The 19,211-nt window shown below is 73.7% G+C and carries 19 protein-coding genes; 6 read left to right on the top strand and 13 right to left on the bottom strand.

Annotation, left to right across the window (positions count from 1 at the left end):
- Nucleotides 1-18: 18 nt before the first annotated feature.
- From ACGH2B_RS13090 to ACGH2B_RS13060, 7 genes are all read right to left on the bottom strand, one after another.
- Nucleotides 19-1,239, bottom strand: coding sequence for an MFS transporter (locus tag ACGH2B_RS13090; protein WP_399088242.1), 1,221 nt, complete (start codon nt 1,237-1,239; stop codon nt 19-21).
- Nucleotides 1,236-1,778, bottom strand: coding sequence for a quercetin 2,3-dioxygenase (locus ACGH2B_RS13085; RefSeq protein ID WP_399088240.1), 543 nt, complete (start codon nt 1,776-1,778; stop codon nt 1,236-1,238). Before ACGH2B_RS13085 ends, ACGH2B_RS13090 begins: the two co-directional genes overlap by 4 nt.
- 76 nt (nt 1,779-1,854) lie before the next feature.
- Entirely contained in the window at nt 1,855-2,835 is a 981-nt protein-coding gene (locus ACGH2B_RS13080; RefSeq protein WP_399088238.1) for a methionyl-tRNA formyltransferase, read from the bottom strand.
- A 119-nt stretch (nt 2,836-2,954) separates the two neighbouring features.
- Entirely contained in the window at nt 2,955-4,136 is a 1,182-nt protein-coding gene (locus ACGH2B_RS13075) for an acyl-CoA dehydrogenase family protein (RefSeq protein ID WP_399088236.1), read from the bottom strand.
- A gap of 35 nt (nt 4,137-4,171) precedes the next feature.
- Complete coding sequence (locus tag ACGH2B_RS13070) at nt 4,172-5,614, bottom strand: FAD-binding oxidoreductase (protein WP_399088234.1); 1,443 nt, start codon at nt 5,612-5,614, stop codon at nt 4,172-4,174.
- Between the two features lie 125 nt (nt 5,615-5,739).
- Nucleotides 5,740-6,114 (bottom strand): chorismate mutase, encoded by a 375-nt coding sequence (aroH, locus tag ACGH2B_RS13065; protein ID WP_399088232.1) that lies wholly within the window; start codon nt 6,112-6,114, stop codon nt 5,740-5,742.
- A complete protein-coding gene (locus tag ACGH2B_RS13060; protein ID WP_399088230.1) occupies nt 6,107-6,634 on the bottom strand; it encodes a flavin reductase family protein in 528 nt (175 codons plus the stop codon). Before ACGH2B_RS13060 ends, aroH begins: the two co-directional genes overlap by 8 nt.
- 225 nt (nt 6,635-6,859) lie before the next feature.
- Between ACGH2B_RS13060 and ACGH2B_RS13055 the strand changes: the two genes are divergently transcribed.
- On the top strand, nt 6,860-7,474 hold the full coding sequence (locus ACGH2B_RS13055) for a hypothetical protein (protein ID WP_399088228.1): 615 nt from the start codon (nt 6,860-6,862) through the stop codon (nt 7,472-7,474).
- 37 nt (nt 7,475-7,511) lie between these two features.
- On the opposite strand, the gene ACGH2B_RS13050 is transcribed toward ACGH2B_RS13055, so the two are convergent.
- Entirely contained in the window at nt 7,512-8,018 is a 507-nt protein-coding gene (locus ACGH2B_RS13050) for a cupin domain-containing protein (protein WP_399088226.1), read from the bottom strand.
- A gap of 99 nt (nt 8,019-8,117) precedes the next feature.
- On the opposite strand from ACGH2B_RS13050, the gene ACGH2B_RS13045 reads away from it, so the two are divergent.
- Entirely contained in the window at nt 8,118-8,657 is a 540-nt protein-coding gene (locus ACGH2B_RS13045; protein ID WP_399088224.1) for a MarR family winged helix-turn-helix transcriptional regulator, read from the top strand.
- Between the two features lie 64 nt (nt 8,658-8,721).
- On the opposite strand, the gene ACGH2B_RS13040 is transcribed toward ACGH2B_RS13045, so the two are convergent.
- On the bottom strand, nt 8,722-9,171 hold the full coding sequence (locus ACGH2B_RS13040) for a hypothetical protein (protein ID WP_399088222.1): 450 nt from the start codon (nt 9,169-9,171) through the stop codon (nt 8,722-8,724).
- Nucleotides 9,172-9,433: 262 nt separating this feature from the next.
- Nucleotides 9,434-10,090, bottom strand: a complete 657-nt coding sequence (locus ACGH2B_RS13035) for a DUF4232 domain-containing protein (RefSeq protein ID WP_399088220.1) — start codon at nt 10,088-10,090, stop codon at nt 9,434-9,436.
- Nucleotides 10,091-10,478: 388 nt separating this feature from the next.
- Here ACGH2B_RS13035 and ACGH2B_RS13030 point away from each other — a divergent pair, with 388 nt between their 5' ends.
- Nucleotides 10,479-10,769, top strand: a complete 291-nt coding sequence (locus tag ACGH2B_RS13030) for a DUF397 domain-containing protein (protein ID WP_399088218.1) — start codon at nt 10,479-10,481, stop codon at nt 10,767-10,769.
- Between the two features lie 76 nt (nt 10,770-10,845).
- On the opposite strand, the gene ACGH2B_RS13025 is transcribed toward ACGH2B_RS13030, so the two are convergent.
- On the bottom strand, nt 10,846-12,168 hold the full coding sequence (locus ACGH2B_RS13025; protein WP_399088217.1) for a glycosyltransferase family 87 protein: 1,323 nt from the start codon (nt 12,166-12,168) through the stop codon (nt 10,846-10,848).
- A 464-nt stretch (nt 12,169-12,632) separates the two neighbouring features.
- On the opposite strand from ACGH2B_RS13025, the gene ACGH2B_RS13020 reads away from it, so the two are divergent.
- Nucleotides 12,633-13,289, top strand: a complete 657-nt coding sequence (locus tag ACGH2B_RS13020; protein ID WP_399088215.1) for a TetR/AcrR family transcriptional regulator — start codon at nt 12,633-12,635, stop codon at nt 13,287-13,289.
- 60 nt (nt 13,290-13,349) lie between these two features.
- The gene (locus ACGH2B_RS13015; RefSeq protein WP_399088213.1) at nt 13,350-13,628 is read left to right on the top strand and encodes a DUF1876 domain-containing protein; all 279 of its coding nucleotides are present in this window, start codon (nt 13,350-13,352) and stop codon (nt 13,626-13,628) included.
- Nucleotides 13,629-13,809: 181 nt separating this feature from the next.
- Here the strand turns inward: ACGH2B_RS13015 and ACGH2B_RS13010 are convergent, their stop codons facing one another.
- Together ACGH2B_RS13010 and ACGH2B_RS13005 are read right to left on the bottom strand one after the other, a co-directional pair.
- Entirely contained in the window at nt 13,810-15,267 is a 1,458-nt protein-coding gene (locus tag ACGH2B_RS13010; protein WP_399088211.1) for an aminopeptidase P family protein, read from the bottom strand.
- A 227-nt stretch (nt 15,268-15,494) separates the two neighbouring features.
- A complete protein-coding gene (locus ACGH2B_RS13005) occupies nt 15,495-17,390 on the bottom strand; it encodes a SpoIIE family protein phosphatase (protein WP_399088209.1) in 1,896 nt (631 codons plus the stop codon).
- 653 nt (nt 17,391-18,043) lie between these two features.
- Between ACGH2B_RS13005 and ACGH2B_RS13000 the strand changes: the two genes are divergently transcribed.
- Nucleotides 18,044-18,748: a bifunctional DNA primase/polymerase gene (locus ACGH2B_RS13000; protein WP_399088207.1), complete on the top strand. Its 705-nt coding sequence runs from the start codon at nt 18,044-18,046 to the stop codon at nt 18,746-18,748.
- Nucleotides 18,749-19,211 lie beyond the last annotated feature (463 nt).

The raw sequence follows: 19,211 nt of genomic DNA, 5'->3' as shown, positions 1-19,211 counted from the left end.
TAAGGCTTCATGGGCGGGTCAGGGAGCGGCGTCGGGCAGCGGCTCCGCGGCGGGGCGGGCGCGCCGTCCGGCGATGAGGTCCGGTACGAGGGAGAGGAAGCCGAGGACCGCCAGGCCGACGCCGACCCACAGCGGGGCGCGCAGGCCGTAGCCCGCGCCGATGCCCAGCCCGCCGGCCCAGGAGCCGATGACGACACCCATGGTGATCATGGAGGTGTGGACGGTGTTCACCAGCGGACGGCCGTTGGCGGTGCGCATCACGCGGGTGACCAGCGCCGGGTTCATGGTGACGCCGACCAGGCCGGTGCCCAGCAGCGCGACGACGGCGAGGAGTTGCTTGTCGGCGAAGAGCCCGAACAGCGTCAGGAACACGGTCAGCGCGACCAGGCCGAACGTGAGCACGGGGAGGGTGTACCGGTCGGCGAGCCGTCCCACGACGTTGTTGCCGATGACGGTGGCCACGCCGTAGGCGATCAGCAGCAGCGGGACGGTGCCGTCGCCGAACCCGGTGACCTGCTTGAGGATCGGGGTGAAGTAGCTGAACGCGGCGTACGTCGCGCCGATGACCAGGGTGCTGGTGGAGAACACCGCCCACAGCCGGGGCCGCTTCAGCTCCGCGGTCTCCTCGCGCAGACTGCGGGCCTCCTGCTTCTCCAGCGCGGGCACCGTCGCGGCGGTGATCAGCCCGACGACCGCGGTGAGCACCGTGACGGTCCAGAAGCTGGCGCGCCAGCCCCAGTGCTGGCCGATGAGGTTGGCTCCCGGCAGACCCAGGACCGTACCGACCATCAGGCCACCCAGCACGATGGAGGTGGCCCGGCCGCGCAGCTTCTCGTCGACGACCTCGACGCAGACGGCCAGCGCCACGCCGAAGAACGCGCCGGACACCGCGCCGGTGATGATCCGGGCGAGGACCATCACCACGTAGCCCTGGGAGACCGCGGCCAGCGCCTCACCGATGACGAAGGTCACGAACAGGACCATCAGGCTGGTCTTGTGACGGAGTTTCAGCAGGGCGATGGCGAGCAGCGGGCCGCCGACGGCCATGGCGAAGGCGTAGAAGGAGATGAGGTAGCCGATCTTCGGGATCGGCACGTCCAGACCCTGGGCCATCACCGGCATCAGGCCGGACACCTGGAGTTCGCTGGTGACCATCGCGAAGATGCCCAGGCCCAGGACGTAGACGGTCAGCGGCATCGTGGTGCGGCTCTTGGCGGCCGCCACCTGTGTCGTCGTCATGCCACCGCTCCGTTCTCCGCCTGGAAGGAGCCGTAGCGCTCCGCGATCTCCTTGGCCGCGGGGTTGTCCGCGGGGTCGAACGGGGGGATCGGCTCGTCGGGCCGGGCCTCGCGGCCGGCCTCCAGGAAGAAGCGTTCGAAACCACCGGGCGCGAAGATCACGAGCAGCCGGGCGGTGTGCAGCCCGGTGTTGCGGAACCGGTGGTACGTACCGCGCGGGACGAAGACGAAGTCGCCGGACCGCACCTCGTAGCGGGTGTCACCGGCGCGCATCTCCAGCTCACCGTCGAGGAGGTAGAACGCCTCGTCCTCATGGGAGTGGTTGTGCAGCGGCGGGCCGCCTCCGGGAGGCACGGACGCCTCCAGCAGGGTCAGGTCGCCCCGGGACTCCTCCGAGCCGACCTTGACGGTGTACACGTCGCCGTTGAGCCACACGGTGGGGCCCTCACCGGCCTTGACATGGCGGACTCCGCCGTCGCCCGAGGCGCTCGGGGGCGAGGCCGGAACGGCCGCGCCGCCGTCCCGCTGGATGAAACTCATCTTCTTCCTTTCTGCCGTGCCCGCGGTGGGGGACCGCGGGCGTCCCGGCCACCGCTGGTGGCCGGGACGATTTGGGTCAGGCGTGTGCCGCCTGGTGCTGAGGTGGACCGAGGATGCCTTCGGTCAACATCAACGGCGCCTGGAGCGGAGGGATTTCCTCCCCTTCGTGTTCGATCGCCGTGACGCGCAGCCATTCGTCGGCCGCCGCGACGAACACACCGTCCCCGACGCGGCGGACGGTGCCCGGCGCGGGCGGCGGCGGCAGGTGGACGCCGCCCGCCGGGGCGACGCCGAGGATCGTCAGCCGGGTGCCGTCCGCGCGGAAGGTGTGGGCGCCGGGGCGGCGGTATCCGGCCCGGACGAGCTGCTGGACGGTGGCGGCGGGGGCGCGGAAATCGATCAGGTGGTCCTCGTCGCGCGGGGCGCTGAAGTAGGTGCGCAGCGCCGGGTTCTGGGGGACGCGGATGAAGGAGCGGTCCGCCAGCTCCGGGAGGAGTTCGCGCAACATCTCGACGTTGGCCGCCTCCTGCGCGGTGCGCAGGGTCAGGGCCGTCTCGGTGCCGTCGACGGGCACCTCCCGCTGCATGATCACCGGGCCGCTGTCGATGCCCTCGGCCATCTCGATGGCGCTGACCGCGCTGAACCGTTCGCCGTTGCGGACCATCCAGTAGAACGGCGCGAGCCCGGCGTAGCGCGGCAGCGGGCTGGGGTGGAAGTTGACGACGATCTCACCGGGCAGGGCGAGGAGTTCGGGCGTGAAGATCTGCTGGAAGTTGGCGACGATGAAGTAGTCGGCGCGCAGTTCCCGCAGCGCCGCCACGCTCTCGGGCGTGGACACCCGCCGGGGCCGCAGCACCGGGATCCCGGCCTCCCGCGCCTGCCGCTCCAGGTCGACGGGGTCCGGCTCGCCCTGGAAGTAGGAGCACTGGCGGCCGGGCGGCGAGGTGACGACGGCGGCCAGGTCCACCTGCGGGTGGGCGGCCAGCACGTTCAGGAACGGGCCTCCGAGTCTGGAGTTGATCTCGGAGAACAGGACGATGCGTATCGTTGCGGACATGTGGATACCCCGTTGATGTGAAGCGGTGACGGCGGTTTCTCCGCCGCCTGCGGGCGGCCCGGTACCGAAAGCCGGGCCGCGGGCCGCCGGCGCCGTCGGGCGCGCGGGCGGCGTGCGGATCAGAAGAACGGGCTGCGGGACTCGCCGCCCAGCAGCACCTGACCGGTGAGCTGGAGGATGGAGTCCTGCGCGACGGCGTGCTGGCACATGGTGTTGGCGTCGCGCAGCCACCGGTCCATCGGCGACTTGCGGCGGTACACCGAAGCGCCGCCGACCAGGTCGAACAGGGTGTGGATGATGCCGCGCGCGGTGCGGAAGGCGTGATGGCGGGCGAGCGCGGTCGCCACCCGCTCCTCCGGGCGCAGCTCCTCGCCGCGCTCCAGGGCGTCCCACTGCCGCTCCAGCGAGGTGTAGACCCCGGCGCGCGCCGCGGCCAGCTCCGCCTCGGCGCGGGCCACGGCGGACTGCACCCGCACGTCGTCCGCCCAGGGCGTGCCGGTCTCCCGGTCGGTGCGGTGGCGCGCCATCTCCCGTACGTGGTCGAGCGCGGCGCGGGCCATGCCCAGCGGGACGCCGGACATCTTGCGCAGGATCGCGTCGGGGGAGGCGTGGAGCGGGCCCTCACGGCGCGGATCGTGGAAGGAGAACGAGTGCTCCTCCGGGATGAACAGGTCGGTGGCCGCGTAGTCGACGCTGCCGCTGCCCGCGAGGCCGGTGGTGTACCAGGTGTCGGTGATCTCGTACTGCTCGGGCCGGGCGACCATCACCCGCCACTGGCGCTCCTCGCCGGTGAACGGGTCGGGCTCGGGGACGCCGTCCTTGAAGACCTGGCAGCCGGCGACCAGCACCTCGCAGTGGGTGGAGCCGCTGCCGAAGCGCCACTGGCCGGTGACGCGGTAGCCGCCCTCGACCCGCTCGGCACGGCCCTGGGGATAGATCCAGCCGGAGTTGGGGACGTCGAGGTGCGGATAGATCTCCTTGGCGGTCGCCTCGTCGAGGTAACCGGCGTAGATCCCGGAGTCCATGCCGATCATGGCGCACCACGCGGCGGAGGGGTCCCCGGTGGCGAGGATCTCGACCAGTTCGGCCTGCTGCATCGACGTCAGACCGGGGCCGCCCGCCTCCCGGGTCACGGCGGCGCGGAACACACCGGTGGCACGCAGCAGTTCGACGACGTCGTCGGGCAGGCGGCGGTGCTCCTCGATGGCGGCGGCGCGCTCCCGCAGGCGCGGGACGGCGTCGCGGGCGGCGGCGAGTATGGCGTCGGCGGTGGTGGGCGGCGTTGCGGTGGGGGAGGACATGGGCTTCCTTCTGCTACGAGGGGAAGTGCGGGGTGTCAGGAGTACCGGCCGGGCGCGATGACCCCGTGGGGGTCGACGCTCTTCTTCAGGCGGCGGACGAAGGCGCGGGCGCCCTCGTCCGGGGAGAGCCGGTCCAGCCAGTCGTGGTGGTCGGCGTCCAGGCGGTACGGGAGGAACCCCGCTTCGGTGAAGAGGGTGTGGATGCGGTCGAGCGCGCGGTGGGCGCGTGCGGCGTCCGCCTCGGTGCGCGGGAAGCGCAGCGAGACGACGAGGTCGATGACGTCGCTGTCCAGGGCGTTGACGGTGCAGCCGGCGGCCGTGCCCGTCTCGGCCTGCACCTGGTCGAGGAGTTCGCGGGCGTGGGTGATGGCGGCGCCGGTGAACGGCACCAGCGGGAGGAAGAAGATCCAGCCGCCGCCCGCGGCGTCGACCCGGTCGGCGTCCTGCCCGACGGCGGAGCGCAGCATCTCCTCGTTGTGCGACGGGTCCCCGGCGTAGGCGCTCTCGACGACCCGGGCCACCACGTCGTCACCGGCGGGGTGCTCGTCGGAGCGGACCCATCCGGTGAACAGCCCGCAGGCGGCGGCCTCGGCCTCGATGGTGCGGGTCATCGCCTCGACGGCGCGGGCGGTCCCGTCGACGCAGAGGTGCGCCTGGTAGGAGCCCGGGACGCCGCCGTAGGAGTCGGCGGAGACCGTGTCGTAGATCTTCAGCACGCCGCGGACCAGGCCCTGGGCGCTCCAGCGCCGCAGTTCGTCCACGGCGGGGGCGAGCGCCTCGCGGGGGAAGGAGAGCCGCACGACGCGCTGGGCCTCCGGGCGCGGCAGCAGCCGGATGACGGCGGCGGTGACGATGCCCAGGTCGGACTGGGTGAACAGGGCGAGCGGCGACGGGCCGAGGCCCTGCGGGTTGACGCAGGTGGTGACGGACGCGTCGGGCCACCAGCCGACGCGGATCAGCTCGCCGTCCGGCAGGACGACCTCCAGTCCGGCGAGGTCGGCGGTGCGCTGGCGGCGCAGGCCCACTCCGCGGTCGAGCATGTTGCCCAGAACGCTGGTGTGGCCGGAGGAGGCGGTGACGTTGAGCATCCGGCCGGTGTCCCGCAGCAGTTCGGCCAGGCGTAGCTGGGTGACGCCCGGTTCGATGACGGCCCAGCCCTCGTCGGTGTTCAGCTCCCGGATCTCGGCGAGCCGGTTCAGCTCCAGGGTGACGGCGCCGTCGCGGGCGGGCTCCCGGGAGCCCAGGCCCCAGTTGCGCCCGGTGCTGACGGCGTGCAGCCGGGGCCGGCCGGCGGTGTCCGGTTCGGCCGCGAAGGCGCGTACGACGTCGCGGACCTCGTCGACCGAACCGGGGCGCAGGACGCCGTGGATGTCGCGGGGGCGGAACATGCTCACGTTGGGGGCCGGGGGCAGCGGCCGGCCGCCGTCGCCGCGGGCGTGGACGACATCGGCCGGCAGTCCGGCGGGGAGCACGGTCACGGAGAACCTCTTCTCGGATCAGGGATCGGATCAGGGGGCGCGGCGCCGGGCGGCTTCCGGCCGGGCCGCCGCGGGCGGGCCTTTCGGACGGGTCCGCCGCGGGCCGGGGCCGGGGCCCGGCGCGCTCAGGCGGGCGGCGCGGGCGCGGGCCGGTCGGGCGTGGTGCCCGGCAGGTAGACGTGGTGGACGTCCCGCTCCGGCGGCAGCTCGGCGTGGACGAGGACCCGCACGATCCGCGGCAGGGTCCCGGGCACGGCCATCTCCGCCGCGCACAGCATCGGCACCTGCCGCCAGCCGGCCTCGCTCGCCGCCAGTACCGGCAGTTCGCTGGTCAGGTCGGGCGTCGCGGTGAAGAACGCGCTGATGATGTCCTCGGTGGTCAGTCCGTTCGCGGACAGCAGCCGCCCCAGGAGTTCCCGGGTCGCCTCGCCCACCGCCTCCCGGGTGTCGGCCGTCACCTGGACGGCGCCCCGGACCGCCCGCATCCGCCGCTCAGCCACGGTGACCCCCGGCGGCCATCGTCCCGTGATGGAACGTCAGCGGCGCCCGCTCCTCGTTCAGCGTCCGGGCCGTGGCGACCCGGGCCAGCAGCAGTGTGTGATCGCCGCCGGGGTACAGGGTCTCCACCCGGCAGTCCAGGACGGCCAGCGCGTCCGGCGCCACCGCCGAGTCCAGGTACCGGGTCAGCACGGCACCGGTCGGCTTGTCCGGCGAGGCGAACAGCGCGGCGTCGCCGGACTGTTCCCCGGCGAGCAGGTAGAGGCGGAACGCGCGGGTCTCCTCCAGCACCGGATGCGCGCGGGCCGCGCGGCGCACGCTCACCACGACCTGCGGCGGCGCGAGCGACACGGACATCAGCGCGTTCAGCGTCATGGCGACCGCGTCCTCGCCCTCACCGGTGGCGAGCAGCGCGACCCCGGTCGGGAACAGCCGCATGATCTGCCGCAACTGCTCCCCGGAGGCCGGGTCCGGGGCGGAGGTTCCGTAGGGGCCTGCGGTGGTCAGGGTCGTCGTGCTCACGGTGTCTCCGTTCGCTGGGAACCTCATACAGCGAACGTAAGGCGGTCACCGGCCAGTTACTACTGACATCGTGAGTAGTCCGCGAGGGCTACCCGGTCGGGTAGGGGTGGGGCTGACGGGGCCGGTGGGGTGGCGGTGACCGGCCCCGGCCGCTCCCGGCGCGGCGCCCACCGCCTGAGTACCGCGACTCATGCGCCGCCCCGGGCACCTCAGTTGGATGACCTCATGACCGCTCAGCCGCCCACCGGACCCGCCCGCGTGCCCCCGCCGCCCCGCCCCGTCCTGTCGCTGCCGCCCGGGTTCATCCAGGGCGGAGCGGGGGCGGACGCGGCGGTCCGGGCGGCAGCGGCGGGCCGGGCGGACGGGACGCGGCCGGGCCCCGGCATTCCGGCAGGTCAGGACGGGGTGCCGCCCGGTGCTCCGGCCCCCGCCACGCCCGGCACCTGGCTCCCCGCGAACGACGGCACCGGCCCCTACGCCGGCGGCCCGCTCGCCGCGCTGCCGACCTGGCGCCCGGAGTCGCGCGCTCCGTGGGCGATCGCCTGGACGGGGGTGTCGACCGCCGCCTCGGTGATGATGCTGTTCCTCGGCGGGCTCTTCGGCTACTTCTCGCCGATGTTCTGCGGCTCCTGCGACCGCGCCGAGTTGGACCGCTTCGGCGTCTACTACTGGTGCTACTGGGCCGTGCTCCTCCTCGTCGCCGTCCTGGCGCTCACCGCCGCGGTGTTGCCCATGCGCAAGCGGTTCGCGGTCGCCCGCGTCGTCGTCGGCGCGACCGCGATGCTCCTCTCCTTCGTCGCGCCGGTGGTCTACCACCAGCTCCTCACCACGGTCCACTGAGCGTGTGAGGCGCCGCCGGGCGGCCGATCCGTGCAGGTCAGCGCGGTGCCCGCGCCCGCTGCCACGCGGGGCTCTCCAGGAAGAAGTTGTCGAAGCGCTCCTGCGATTCGAGGATCTCCCGCGGGTCCGCGGTGCCCTTGCGGACCCGGTCCAGCAGACGGAAGTAGTCGAAGCGCTCGATGCCGGGGGTGAGGACGATGAGGACGTCCGCCTCCGTGCCCGGTTCGGCGGCGAAGGCGTGCGGCATCCACGGCGGGACGAGGAGGAAATCCCCCTCGTCGGCGGTGACCACCCGCTCCCCGGTGAGCGCCTGGAGCCGTCCGCCGAGGACGAAGAACAGCTCGGCGGCGCCGGTGTGGTGGTGCGGTGCGGCGCCGTCGGCGCCGGGCGCCAGGGTGACGCGGTGGGCGCTGACCGCCCCGCCGGTGGTGTCCGCGTCGGCGAAGAGCCGCAGGGTGTTGCCGGCGCCGCCCAGTGTCTCGGCGTCGGCGTCGCGCACCAGGACCGCGTCCCGGTCGGCGGGGGTGAGCAGAGGCAGGGACATGCCCTTTCCCTTCATCTCGTGAGGCCGGCCGGTGCGGCCACCTCGTTCGAGAGGAGACAGTAAGGCGTCAAACTATCTGGTGTCGAATAGGCTGGGGGTGTGAGTGAGAAGGATGCCGTCGACGAGATCGTCGACCAGTGGGGCACGGAACGGCCGGACCTGGACCTGGCGGCGCTGGGGGTCTTCGGGCGGCTGAGCCGCCTCACCCTCGTCCTCGCGCCCGCCCTGGAAGCCGTCTTCACCCGGCACGGGCTGCGGCGCGGGGAGTTCGACGTCCTGGCGGCGCTGCGCCGCTCCGGGGAGCCGTACACCCTGATCCCGTCCGAGCTGGCGAAGACGCTGATGCTCTCGCGCGCCGGAATGACCAACCGCCTCGACCGGTTGGAGGAAGCCGGGCTGGTGGAGCGCCGCCTCGACCCCGGTGACCGGCGCAGCTTCCGCGTCGCCCTCACCGGTCACGGACGCGAGGTCGTGGACGCCGCCGTCACCGACCACGTCGCGAACGAGTCCCGCCTCCTGGCCGGTCTCGCCCCCGCCGAGCGGGCCACCCTCGATCACGCCCTGCGCGTCCTGCTCCGGGAACTGGAACGGCCCGGGGCGGGCGAGGAGCCCCCCGCCACCGGGCGGAAGCGGCCCTGACCTCCCCGTACGCACCGGCGCCCGCCACGCGTCACACGTGGCGGGCACCCGTCGGGGAGCCGGCTCAGAGTGTCGGGTGCTGGGGCCGGTGGGCGCAGAGCGCCCAGATGACCCAGGCGGCCAGGGCGATCGAGATGATCGCCCAGAGGGGCTGGTAGGGCAGCCACATGAAGTTGGCGATGAGGCTGAGCGACGCCATCATCACGCCCAGGATCCGCGCCCACATCGCGTCCGTCAGCAGTCCGAGCCCGGTGATGACGGCGACGACGCCGAGCACCAGCAGCACCCAGCCCCACGCGTTCAGATCGAACCGGTACACGTACTGATCGACGGTGGCGTAGATCGCGTCGGAGGAGAGCGCGGTGATGCCCTTGAGGATGTCGAGAATGCCGCCGACCAGCAGGACGATCCCGGCGAAGACCGTGCCGCCCACCGCCCACGCACGGGGGGCGTCCGGATCGGTGTGCTGCGGGCCGTGCTGCGGTCCGTTCTGCGGAGTTGCCGTGTGCGCCATGACCGCTCCTCTGCTCGGATACGCCCACCGTCCCGGCCCCGGCCCGCACCCACCACCCGGATACCCCCGTCCGGGGGAATTTCCCCGCACCGGGTTTGGCCCGCCCGCCGAGCGCCTATGGGACGGCACCCGGGCAGCGACCGCACCCCGGCGCCCGGCCCGTACCGGCCCGCCCGGCCCGTACCCGGCGCCCGCGTACGACCTCGCGGGACCCTCCCCGTACGGCACCGACCGTCCCGTACGGGGAGGGTGCCCGTGCGGGTCAGCCGAGCGCGTCCTCCTGCACCGCCTGCCAGGCGGTGACGCGGGAGGCGTCGTTGACGGTCAGGCCCTCGACGGGGGCCTTCAAGGTGGCCCGGGCGGTGAGCGGTTCGCCGTCCTGACCGCGCAGACCGAGGGTGAACGAGGTCGCGTGGTGCGGGTGGCCGCCCCGTTCGGGCAGGAGCAGCGCGGCGTACGCGGTCTCGCCCGGCTCCAGGGCGACCGCGGCGCGGGCGTCGGCGTGCGGCGCGGCGGCCACGGGCGCCTGCGCGCCAGGGTGGCCGACGGCCGGTATCCCGTAGGCGGTGCAGGCGGCGTCCGAGATGTTGGTGGCCTTCAGGAGGACCGCCGGGCGGGTGCCCCCGGCATCCGCGAACTCCAACTCCACCTTGTCGCTGGTGCAGGCGTCGCCCACCGCCTCCTCGGCGCCGTCCCTCCCGCCCGCACCGGGCGAGGTGTTCGCCCGCCCGTCACCGGACGCGGACGGCGACCCGGTGGGCGTGACGGCGGGCGTGACGGCGGGAGTTCCGGCGGGCGACCCGGCGGCGCCGCTCGGCGCGGCGGGGGCTCCCCCGTCGGCGTCGCACGCCGTGGTGGCGAACACGGTCGCGCCGACGACGGCGGCCAGGGCGAAGGAGCGGCGGAGGCGGAAGGGCATACGTGGTCCTCGTGGGGCTCGGCAAAGGAGCGGCGGGGGAGCGCCGTTCGCCGTCGAGAGTGACATGTCCGCGGAATACGTACTGGTGAAAGGTGCCGCGAAGGTGCGAGACAGCCACACATCCCCACCGGAACCCGCACGGCCCGCCCCGCCCGCGGCCCCGGGAACGCCCCGCCCCGACCCCCGCACATCCAACGCCTCCTGACGCACCGCCACCCCGTGACCCCGCCGCCACCACCCCGCACCGCGGGCGTCCACCACGGTCAACTCACCGGTTTCCCGCGCCTCGTGGGCACGTACCGCAGGTCGTACGATCTGCCGAGGGTCACCGCGCCGTCACCGCGGGTGCCCCCAGTCATGACCGAGGCAGCGGCAGAGGACTACGAACATGCAGCTCCACAACAGGAACGACGCCGGGAGCCACCGGCGGAAGAGCGGCCACCGCGAGGCCGGCGGCGCCGAACGCGTCCGGGCGGCCGAGGACTTCGCGGGTACCGCCCGCTGGCGCAAGAGCAGTCACAGCGACGCCGGCGGTGACTGCGTCGAAATCCTCGAAGACTTCCCCGGCATCGTCCCCGTCCGCGACTCCAAGGTGCCGGGCGGGCCCGCCCTCGTGGTGGGTACGGGCGCGTGGGGCCGGTTCGTGACAGCGGTCAAGGGCGGGACGCTCACGGTCTGAACGGCGGCCGGACGGACGGAAAGGGCCGGGCCCGGGGGTGATTCCCCGGGCCCGGCCCTTTCTCCTCCGTGCCGCGTCAGCCCGCGGCGGCTTCCGCACCCTTACCGGACCTGGCGTCCGTACCGGTGCCCGTCCCGGCATCGGACGGCGTCGGCTCGTCCGTCTGCTGACGCGGGATCGTCGGGAGCGCTTCCTTCGGGGACAGCGCCGCCGCGAAACGGGGCCAGAAGATCAGTACGACCGGGTAGATCGCGTAACCGAGGCGGGTCGCGGGCGAGAGGACGATCGCCAGGAGCAGGCCGATCGCGAGGCGGTCGGCGGCGGCGATGACCGTCCGCGGCGGGCGGACCAGCAGCGACACCGCGACACCGACGGCGCTGACACCGATCAGCGCGACCGTCACCGTCTTACCGATCTCCGGCATCAGCAGGACGATCAGGTGGCCGAGCAGCGGGCTCTGCGCCGTGGAGTTCGCCTCGCCCATACCGAGCGGGTAGAGGATCGCGTTCTGGAGGAAGGCGTGGGAGTCGATCAGCGCCGACGGGATCGAGAACACCGCCGCGAGACCCACCGAACCCGCCGCGCACCTGGCCGCGGCGCCCTTCCCCTTCGTCACCCACAGCAGCGCCAGCGCCACCGGGATCGCCGGCCACGCCGTCCACTTCAGCGCGGAGGCGGCACCCAGCGCCAGACCCGCGGCGCCCGGCCGGTCCCGCTGGAGGAAGGCCAGCGCCAGCACGATCAGGCCGATGACCGGCGGATCCACGCCACCGATCGTCAGCGGCAGGATGAGGACGGGGCAGGCGATCAGCCACAGGGCGCCGGTGCTCGGGGTGACCCCGCCGGGCGTCGCCAGCGGCGCCGGCCCGCGGTCCTTCGTCAGGACGCGGACCGCCCACAGGACCACCGCCAGGAAACCGATGAGCGACCACAGCCGCGCGCTGGTCAGCGGATTGTCGCCGAACAGCGCGTCGGGTATCCCGAACAGCGACATCCCCGGCAGATACGGGTTGAACTGCGGAACGGTGTGCGGATCCGCGTTGTACGGCGTCCCGGACTTCAGGAGCAGCGCCGCACCGCGCTGGATGACGCCGACCTCCATCTGCTCCTTGTCGATCACCGTCAGGTAGATCAACGGCACCAGCCCCGCGCCGACGACGGAGACGATCGCGGGCCACCGGCCCCAGCGGCGCACCGAACAGGCGGCGATGACCGCGGCGACGGCGTACCCGACGGCGCTGCACAGGCCCCATGCCTGCTGCGAGGTGTCGGGCGGCGAAGCCAGCCCGACGCTCAGGCCCGCGATGGCGCAGCCCGCGAGGACCGGCCAGTCCCAGCGCCAGCCACCACGGCGGGTGGGGACCGCCGTGCCGTCGGCGTGCGTGGTGTCCGTGGCCATCAGCGCCCCGCCTCTCGACGGGCCCGGAGGCCAGGAGCGGGCGGAACGGGCCGGGCGGCTCGGCGGACGCGGGGCAGACGTATGCCGAGTGGGGGGAGAGGGAGGGTCATACCGCAACTATAAACGCCAAGTATACATAATGCGTATACGCTTGGTGTAGAGCCGTGAACCGGACAAAAACCCGATCGATCCAGGCCCGTGGCCCTGCCGCTCACTCGATTGCACCATGCGGCGACGGCCGCACGCCATGTGAGAGTCGTCATGTCCGCGACGCCGCGTCCGGGGTGTCCGGAAAGCGCCGAACGCCGACGGCGGACAGCGCCCTCTCACAGGGAGGGGAGGACATCCCCCGCCGTGTCCCCGTCCCTGTAAGAGTGGCGCTCGCCTCGTTAACGCGAAAGCGCTCGCGTTAATGTGTTACGGACGATACGCGGCATGAACCCACACTGCAATACGGAGTCGCTGTGACCCCAGCGCACCACCCACACGGAGGGGCCCGCCCCGGTGGACGGACCGCACGCACCCGAGCCGCCGTACTCGAAGCCGTACAGGCCGAGTTGAGCGAAGGCGGCTTCGCCGCGCTGACCATGGAACGCATCGCCCAGCGCTCCGGAATCCACCTGGCGACGCTCTACCGCCGCTGGCGCACCGTCGAAGGACTCGTCTGCGATCTGCTGCTGGAGGCGGCCACCGCCATCCCGCTGCCCGACACCGGCAGCCTCGCCGACGACCTGCGGCTGCTCTGCCGCCGCATCGGCGCCTTCTACGCGGCCGCCCCCATGCGCCGCCTCATCGAAGCCGTCGTCTCCTCCGCCGCCCGCGACGCCCAGGCCGACACCGTGCTCGCGGACTTCTTCCACGACCGGCTCCGGCTCTCCGGCGGACTGGTGCGGCGCGCCGTCGAACGCGGTGAGGTACCCGCCGACACCGACCCCGAAGCCGTGATGTCCGCCGTCGGCGCGCCCTTCTACTACCGCATCCTCATCGCCCGGCAGGCCGTCGACGCGGACCTCGCCGAGTCCACCGCCACCGCCGTCTGGGCCGCGGTCCGGGCGGGCGCCTACCGCACGACGGCCGCGGCCGCCACCGCCGGCCCGGCTCCCGAGGCCCGTACGGACTGACGTGCGCGGCGGACGGGCGCACCCTGGAGGGAGAGGCAGACCCTCCCGGAGGTGAACGTCATGACGGTGAACACCGTGGTCGGCTGGCACATCGAGATGGAGTTCCAGGAGGACACCCACCGCACCCGCGCCGCGGCGCTGGTCCGGCTCCCGGACGGCAAGGAGATACGGGCGCACGGCTACGCCAGCCGCCACCCGGCCGACTCCAACCAACCGCGCGTCGGTGAGGAGGTCGCCGCCGCCCGCGCCCTCAACGAACTGGCGATGCGACTGCTGACCAAGGCCCACGACGAGATCGACCAGGCGTCCGGCCGGACGTCGTACCCGCTGTCCGTCTGAACTCCGGCCGTTTGAACGCTGTACGCAGGGAAGCGGGCCGTGCGGACGCGGCCCGTGCGGACCCGGTCGGCCCGGGCGCGGCAGCCCCAACAGCGCCCGTACGGACAACGCCCGCCACATGCCATGGCCGGTGGCCCCGGCGTGCGGGGCCACCGGCCGTGGCGCGGGCGGTACGCGCGGGTCAGCCGCGGAGTCCGGCCATCCACGCCTCGACGTCCGCGGAGCGGCGCGGCAGGGCGGCGGAGAGGTTCCGGTTGCCGTCGTCCGTGACGAGGATGTCGTCCTCGATCCGGACGCCGATGCCGAGGTACTCCTCGGGGACGGTCACATCGTCCGCCTGGAAGTACAGACCGGGCTCGACGGTCAGCACCATGCCGGGCTCCAGCGTGCCGTTGACGTACGCCTCGGTGCGGGCCGCGGCGCAGTCGTGGACGTCCAGGCCGAGCATGTGGCCGGTGCCGTGCAGCGTCCAGCGGCGCTGCAGACCCAGCTCCAGCACCCGCTCGGCCGGGCCCTCGACGAGACCCCACTCGACCAGCTTCTGAGCCAGCACGCGCTGCGAGGCGTCGTGGAAGTCGCGGAAGTTCGCCCCCGGCTTCACCGCGGCGATACCGGCCTCCTGCGCCTCGTACACCGCGTCGTAGATCTTGCGCTGGAGGTCGGTGTAGCGGCCGTTGATCGGCAGGGTGCGGGTGACGTCCGCGGTGTAGAGGGTGTTCGTCTCCACACCGGCGTCGAGCAGCAGCAGGTCACCGGAGCGGACCGGGCCGTTGTTACGGACCCAGTGCAGCGTGGTGGCGTGCGGACCGGCGGCGCAGATCGAGCCGTAGCCGACGTCGTTGCCCTCGACGCGGGCGCGCAGGAAGAACGTGCCCTCGATGTACCGCTCGGAGGTCGCCTCGGCCTTGTCCAGGACCTTCACGACGTCCTCGAAGCCGCGGACCGTCGAGTCGACGGCCTTCTGCAGCTCGCCGATCTCGAACTCGTCCTTCACCACACGCGCCTCGGAGAGGTACACGCGCAGCTCCTCGTCCCGCTCGGCGGTGACCTTGTCGCGCAGCGCCGCCTCGATACCGGCGTCGTGGCCGCGGACGACGCGGACCGGACCGGTCGCCTCGGTCAGCGCGGCGGCCAGCTCGCGGACGTCCTCGCAGGGGACGCCGAGCAGCGCCTCGGCCTCGGCCAGGCTGTGCCGGCGGCCGACCCACAGCTCGCCCATGCCGTCGAGCCAGAACTCGCCGTTCTCCCGGTTGGAGCGGGGCAGCCGGTGGATCGTCGCGTCGTGACCGCCCTCGCGGGGCTCCAGGACCAGGACACTGTCCTCGGTCTGGTCACCGGTGAGGTGGACGTACTCCGTCGACGCGCGGAAGTCGTACTCGGTGTCGTTCGAGCGGGTCTTGAGGTTGCCCGCCGGGATCACCAGCCGCTCGCCGGGGAAGCGCGCGGAGAGCGCGGCGCGGCGGCGCGCGGCGTTCGGCGCCTGCTCGATCGGCTTCAGGTCGCGCAGCTCGGTGTCGGCCCAGCCGCTCTGCATGTTCGCGGCGAGCTCATCCGAGACGCCCGGGTACAGGCCGTTCTTGCGCTGCTTGATCGGCTGCTCGTCCTCGTCCGGGGTCTCCGGGGTGAGCTCGTCCGTCACGGTGCCTCCTAGTTAAGACTGAACCGCACTCCATCGTATGTGCGAACCGAAAACGGTCCAGAGGGCGAAAGGTGTGACGTCCCAGGCACTTCGGCCTTGGGGTGTGAGGGCGGGCGGGAGCCCGGGTGACCGGGTTCGGAGCCGGACTCCGACGCGGACGGCGGCGCCGGTCCGGCAGGCGTACGGGGGCGGGGCCGGGCGCGCCCCCGTCGGCGCGCGCCCCCGGCTCACGCCTCGAAGCGGGCGGCGAGCAGGACGACGTCCTCCGGGGAGGCCGGATCGTCGAGCCCTTGGGGCAGCAGGCGGCCGAGGATGTGGTCGACGAGCGCCTCCGGGTCCTGCCGGGCCTCCCGGGGTGCCCCGGCGGCGGCCGCGCGCAGCCGGGCGAAGGCGCGGTCCGCGCAGTCGCCGGTGCGGCGCAGCAGCCCGTCGCTGTAGAGCAGCAGCGTCTCGCCGGGTGCCGGCTCGATCTCCACGCTCGGCGCCTCCCAGCAGGCCAGCATCGTCAGCGGCGCGGAGAGCGAGGTCTCCACGAACTCGGTACGCAGCTCCCCGGTGAGCAGCGGCGGACAGTGCCCGGCCCCGGCCACGGTGAGCGTGCGCGGGAACGTTCCGCCGGAAGCGGCCGCCACCGGGCCGCCCGGCGCACCCGAGGGCGCGCCGCCCGCACCGGACGCGCCGCCCGGCGCCTCGGTGAAGGCGAACAGCACGGTGGCGGAGCGGTCCGGCTCGGTCAGCCGCAGCAGCAGCTCCAGATCGGAGAGGACGGCGACCGGATCCTCGCCCTCCATCACCGCGTACGCGCGCAGCGACGCCCGCAGCCGCCCCATCGCGGCGACCGCGTCGGGACCGGATCCGGAGACCGTACCGACGGCCAGCCCGAGGGCCCCGTCCGGCAGCGGCAACGCGTCGAACCAGTCACCGCCGCCGCGCGGCCCGGCGCTGTGCCGCACCGCCAGCCGGATACCGGGCACCCGGGGCAGCCGGTGCGGCAACAGCCCCGCGGTGAGCGCCGCCGTGGCGTGCCGCTGCCGGTGCAGCTCCAGCAGCCGGGCCAGATGCTCGGCGGCGTACGCGCGGTAGAGCCCCAGCAGATGGCGGCGGTGGTCGTCGGGCCCGGCCGGTTCGTCGTAGAGCCAGACGGCGACACCGAGCCGCCCGACGGGCGCCGCGTCGAACGGCACCGCGTAACTCGCGGCGTACCCGATCCGCGTCGCGACCTCCCGCACCCGCGGATTGAGCCCCGGCGCCCCGAGCACATCGGGCTCGGCGACCCCCGGACACCCCGGGGCGCCGGGGGACTCCGCCTCCACCGGGGGCCCCGGGTGCCCGAGGGCGGACTCGGTGTCCGCGGGCGGTACGGGCGAGGGCGTTACGGACCCGGCGCGGTGCGGACCGTCGGGCGCGGCACCGGGGACGGCCCCGGCGCCGGGGGCGTGCGAGGACTCACCGTGCGCCGGGGGCGTGGCGTCCGGCCGGACGGCGGTCCCGGCGGCGATCCCGTGCGGGCCGGGCTCCGGGCGCTCGGACTCCGGATCGGCGGCGATCCCGTGCGGGCCGGGCTCCGGGCGCTCGGACTCCGGATCGGCGGCGGACCCGAGCGGGCCGGGCTCCGGGCGCGTGGGCCGCTGCCCGGTGGAGGGCTCCGGCAGGCCGTCGAGGAGGCGGCCGTAGGCCAGGGCGGAGCGCGGGACCGTTTCGAGGTGGCCCAGCTCGGCATGGCCGAGCCCGAGGCCGACGGTGGTGGCGGGCCCGAGTCCGTCGGCCGGTTCCAGGACGAACAGACCCCGGGGCGCGCCGACGAGAGCGGCACCGGCCCGCAGCACCTCATGGAGCGCCGCGTCCAGGGTCCGGGTGCGCGCGAGCCGTTCGGTGAGGTCGTGGAGGGTCGTCAGCCCGGAGATCCAGCCCGCCAGCCGGTCCTGGACGACGGCGATCCGGTCGAGCGGGGTGGCCTCGGCGGGGGAGTCCGGGCCGGTGGTACCGGGCGCCTGCGCCTGCGGTGCCGCGTCGGCGGCGGGGGCGTGCCCGACGGCCGCGGACGCCGCAGCGGCGGCAGTGTGCGTGTGCCCGGAAGAAGAAGGATCGATTCCGGCCACTTTCGGGACGTGGGAGGCGCTCACGAGCGGCGGCGTCCGACGGCACGATCATTTACCCAGCTCAACGCCGATTGCGGTGGGAAATGAAGGCTTTTGTTGAGCGATCCTGTGCGGCTCCGCCGCTCCGTCGCTGCCTGGAATAGCATCGCAAACCCCCATATCGTGCCGCTCAGCTCTCCGCGCCTCCACATCTACACGCACCGGAGATGTGATGTCCAGCACTGTCCGGCGAGGGTTTGGCGCCGCTTTTCCGTCCCCTTGTTTGGCCTGAAAAGGGCCCTCAGTAAGGCGATTTGAGGTCGACTGGCCGCGATCGGCAGCGCGTCATATGCACGATGGCGGGTACGTACTCCGAGAGATGCGGGGCCAGTTGGGGCCGCACCGGAACCCACCGGCAGGCACGGGCGTCATTACGGACGACGACCGCGACGCACCCACAAGTGGCGAGATCGCACCACCGCACCGCAGGCGCCCCGGCGCGCCACCTCCCGCCACGTTCCACGCTCGGCGTACGGCGTGATGCGCTGCCCCTTCGACCACGCGGTGACCACAGCTCCACGTGGTGTGACCGGCCCCGGGCAGGGTGACCGGCCCGCACCACGCGCCGCGCAGCGGGATGAACCGGCATGTAGTGCGATGGACGCAACCCTCGGCGTTAACGAAAGGAACGAGCGCTCATGCGCGAGATCCTCGGAAGGCGACGCAAGTACCTGTTCCGGCGCACCGGGAAGTCGGCCCTGATCGGCGCGGCGCTCCACTGCGCCACCGAATGGCAGTGGCCGGTGGTGCCCGGCGTACGGCTCCGCTCCGGTGAGCGGGTGCCCGGCACCCGGTCCGGACGCGGCGACCGCGCGGCCCCCCGGTGCAGTTGCCCCGACGCCGGGTGCGTCGTACCGGGCGCGCACCCCTTCGAGCCCGGCCTGCTCGCGGCCACCACCGACGCCCGCATGGTCCGCTGGTGGTGGACGAACCGCCCCGACGCCCCGGTCATCCTCGCCACCGGTGGCCGCGCGCCGTGCGCGGTGAGCCTGCCGGCCACCGCCGGCGCGCGGGCGCTGGCCGCCCTGGACCACTTCGGCGTCCGCCTCGGCCCGGTGATCGCCACCCCCACCCGCGTCGCGCTGCTCGTCAGCCCGTACGACCTCGCGGAGTTGGGGGAGCTGCTGTACTCCCGGGACGAGGTGCCCAGCTCGCTGCGGTTCCACGGTGACGGCGGCTATCTGGTGCTGCCCCCCTCGCAGACCGGCGCCGGCCCGGTCCGCTGGGAGCGCGCCCCCGCCGCCACCTCCGAGGCTCCCTGGCTCCCGGACGTCACCACCGTCGTGGACGCCCTGGTCACCGCGAGCACCCACACCCCGGACGGCAGCCGCCTCGCCTACTGAGGCGCGGCGGCCACGCCCCTCGCCTCCAGGCGGTACGGGGCCGGGGGAAGCCGTGCGCGCGGCGGTGTGGTGGCCGTCCATGCCCCTGGACGGCACGCCCCCGGGGCCGCATCGGCGACCCGCCGGGGAAATCACCCGGATGGCCCAGCGGTGCGCCTCGAAGACCCGGGCCCGGGATGACGGCTGGCGCCTCGTCACCTCCTGACGACCGAAGGCCCGTCACCGACACGCCCGTCCGGCCCCGCCGGTCGTGTGCCCGTACGCAGCCGTGCGCGGCGCGGGGCAACTCCACGGAGCCCGGCGGGCGTTCAGGCGCTCACGCGGGCGCAGGGATGCCGTACGGGCCGTACGCGGCGGGCCCAGGAGGGCGGCGATGAGGGGGCGCCGGAGGCCGAACGTGGAGGTCGGGGGCGCGAGGGGCGGCGGGGGACGGAACACCCGGCCGCGGACATGGAAACGCCCG

The organism is Streptomyces sp. BBFR2, assembly GCF_044497305.1.
GTDB lineage: Bacteria > Actinomycetota > Actinomycetes > Streptomycetales > Streptomycetaceae > Streptomyces.
Note: the sequence above shows the minus strand (reverse complement) of the source record. Positions and strands in the feature narration are given on the sequence as shown.

Coding starts and splice junctions, on each gene's coding strand:
- ACGH2B_RS13015 (WP_399088213.1), top strand. CDS start 13,350: ATGACGGTGAACACCGTGGTCGGCTGGCACATCGAGATGGAGTTCCAG.
- ACGH2B_RS13030 (WP_399088218.1), top strand. CDS start 10,479: ATGCAGCTCCACAACAGGAACGACGCCGGGAGCCACCGGCGGAAGAGC.
- ACGH2B_RS13085 (WP_399088240.1), bottom strand. CDS start 1,778: ATGAGTTTCATCCAGCGGGACGGCGGCGCGGCCGTTCCGGCCTCGCCC.
- ACGH2B_RS13050 (WP_399088226.1), bottom strand. CDS start 8,018: ATGTCCCTGCCTCTGCTCACCCCCGCCGACCGGGACGCGGTCCTGGTG.
- ACGH2B_RS13080 (WP_399088238.1), bottom strand. CDS start 2,835: ATGTCCGCAACGATACGCATCGTCCTGTTCTCCGAGATCAACTCCAGA.
- ACGH2B_RS13040 (WP_399088222.1), bottom strand. CDS start 9,171: ATGGCGCACACGGCAACTCCGCAGAACGGACCGCAGCACGGCCCGCAG.
- ACGH2B_RS13075 (WP_399088236.1), bottom strand. CDS start 4,136: ATGTCCTCCCCCACCGCAACGCCGCCCACCACCGCCGACGCCATACTC.
- ACGH2B_RS13025 (WP_399088217.1), bottom strand. CDS start 12,168: ATGGCCACGGACACCACGCACGCCGACGGCACGGCGGTCCCCACCCGC.
- ACGH2B_RS13035 (WP_399088220.1), bottom strand. CDS start 10,090: ATGCCCTTCCGCCTCCGCCGCTCCTTCGCCCTGGCCGCCGTCGTCGGC.
- ACGH2B_RS13090 (WP_399088242.1), bottom strand. CDS start 1,239: ATGACGACGACACAGGTGGCGGCCGCCAAGAGCCGCACCACGATGCCG.
- ACGH2B_RS13000 (WP_399088207.1), top strand. CDS start 18,044: ATGCGCGAGATCCTCGGAAGGCGACGCAAGTACCTGTTCCGGCGCACC.
- ACGH2B_RS13055 (WP_399088228.1), top strand. CDS start 6,860: ATGACCGCTCAGCCGCCCACCGGACCCGCCCGCGTGCCCCCGCCGCCC.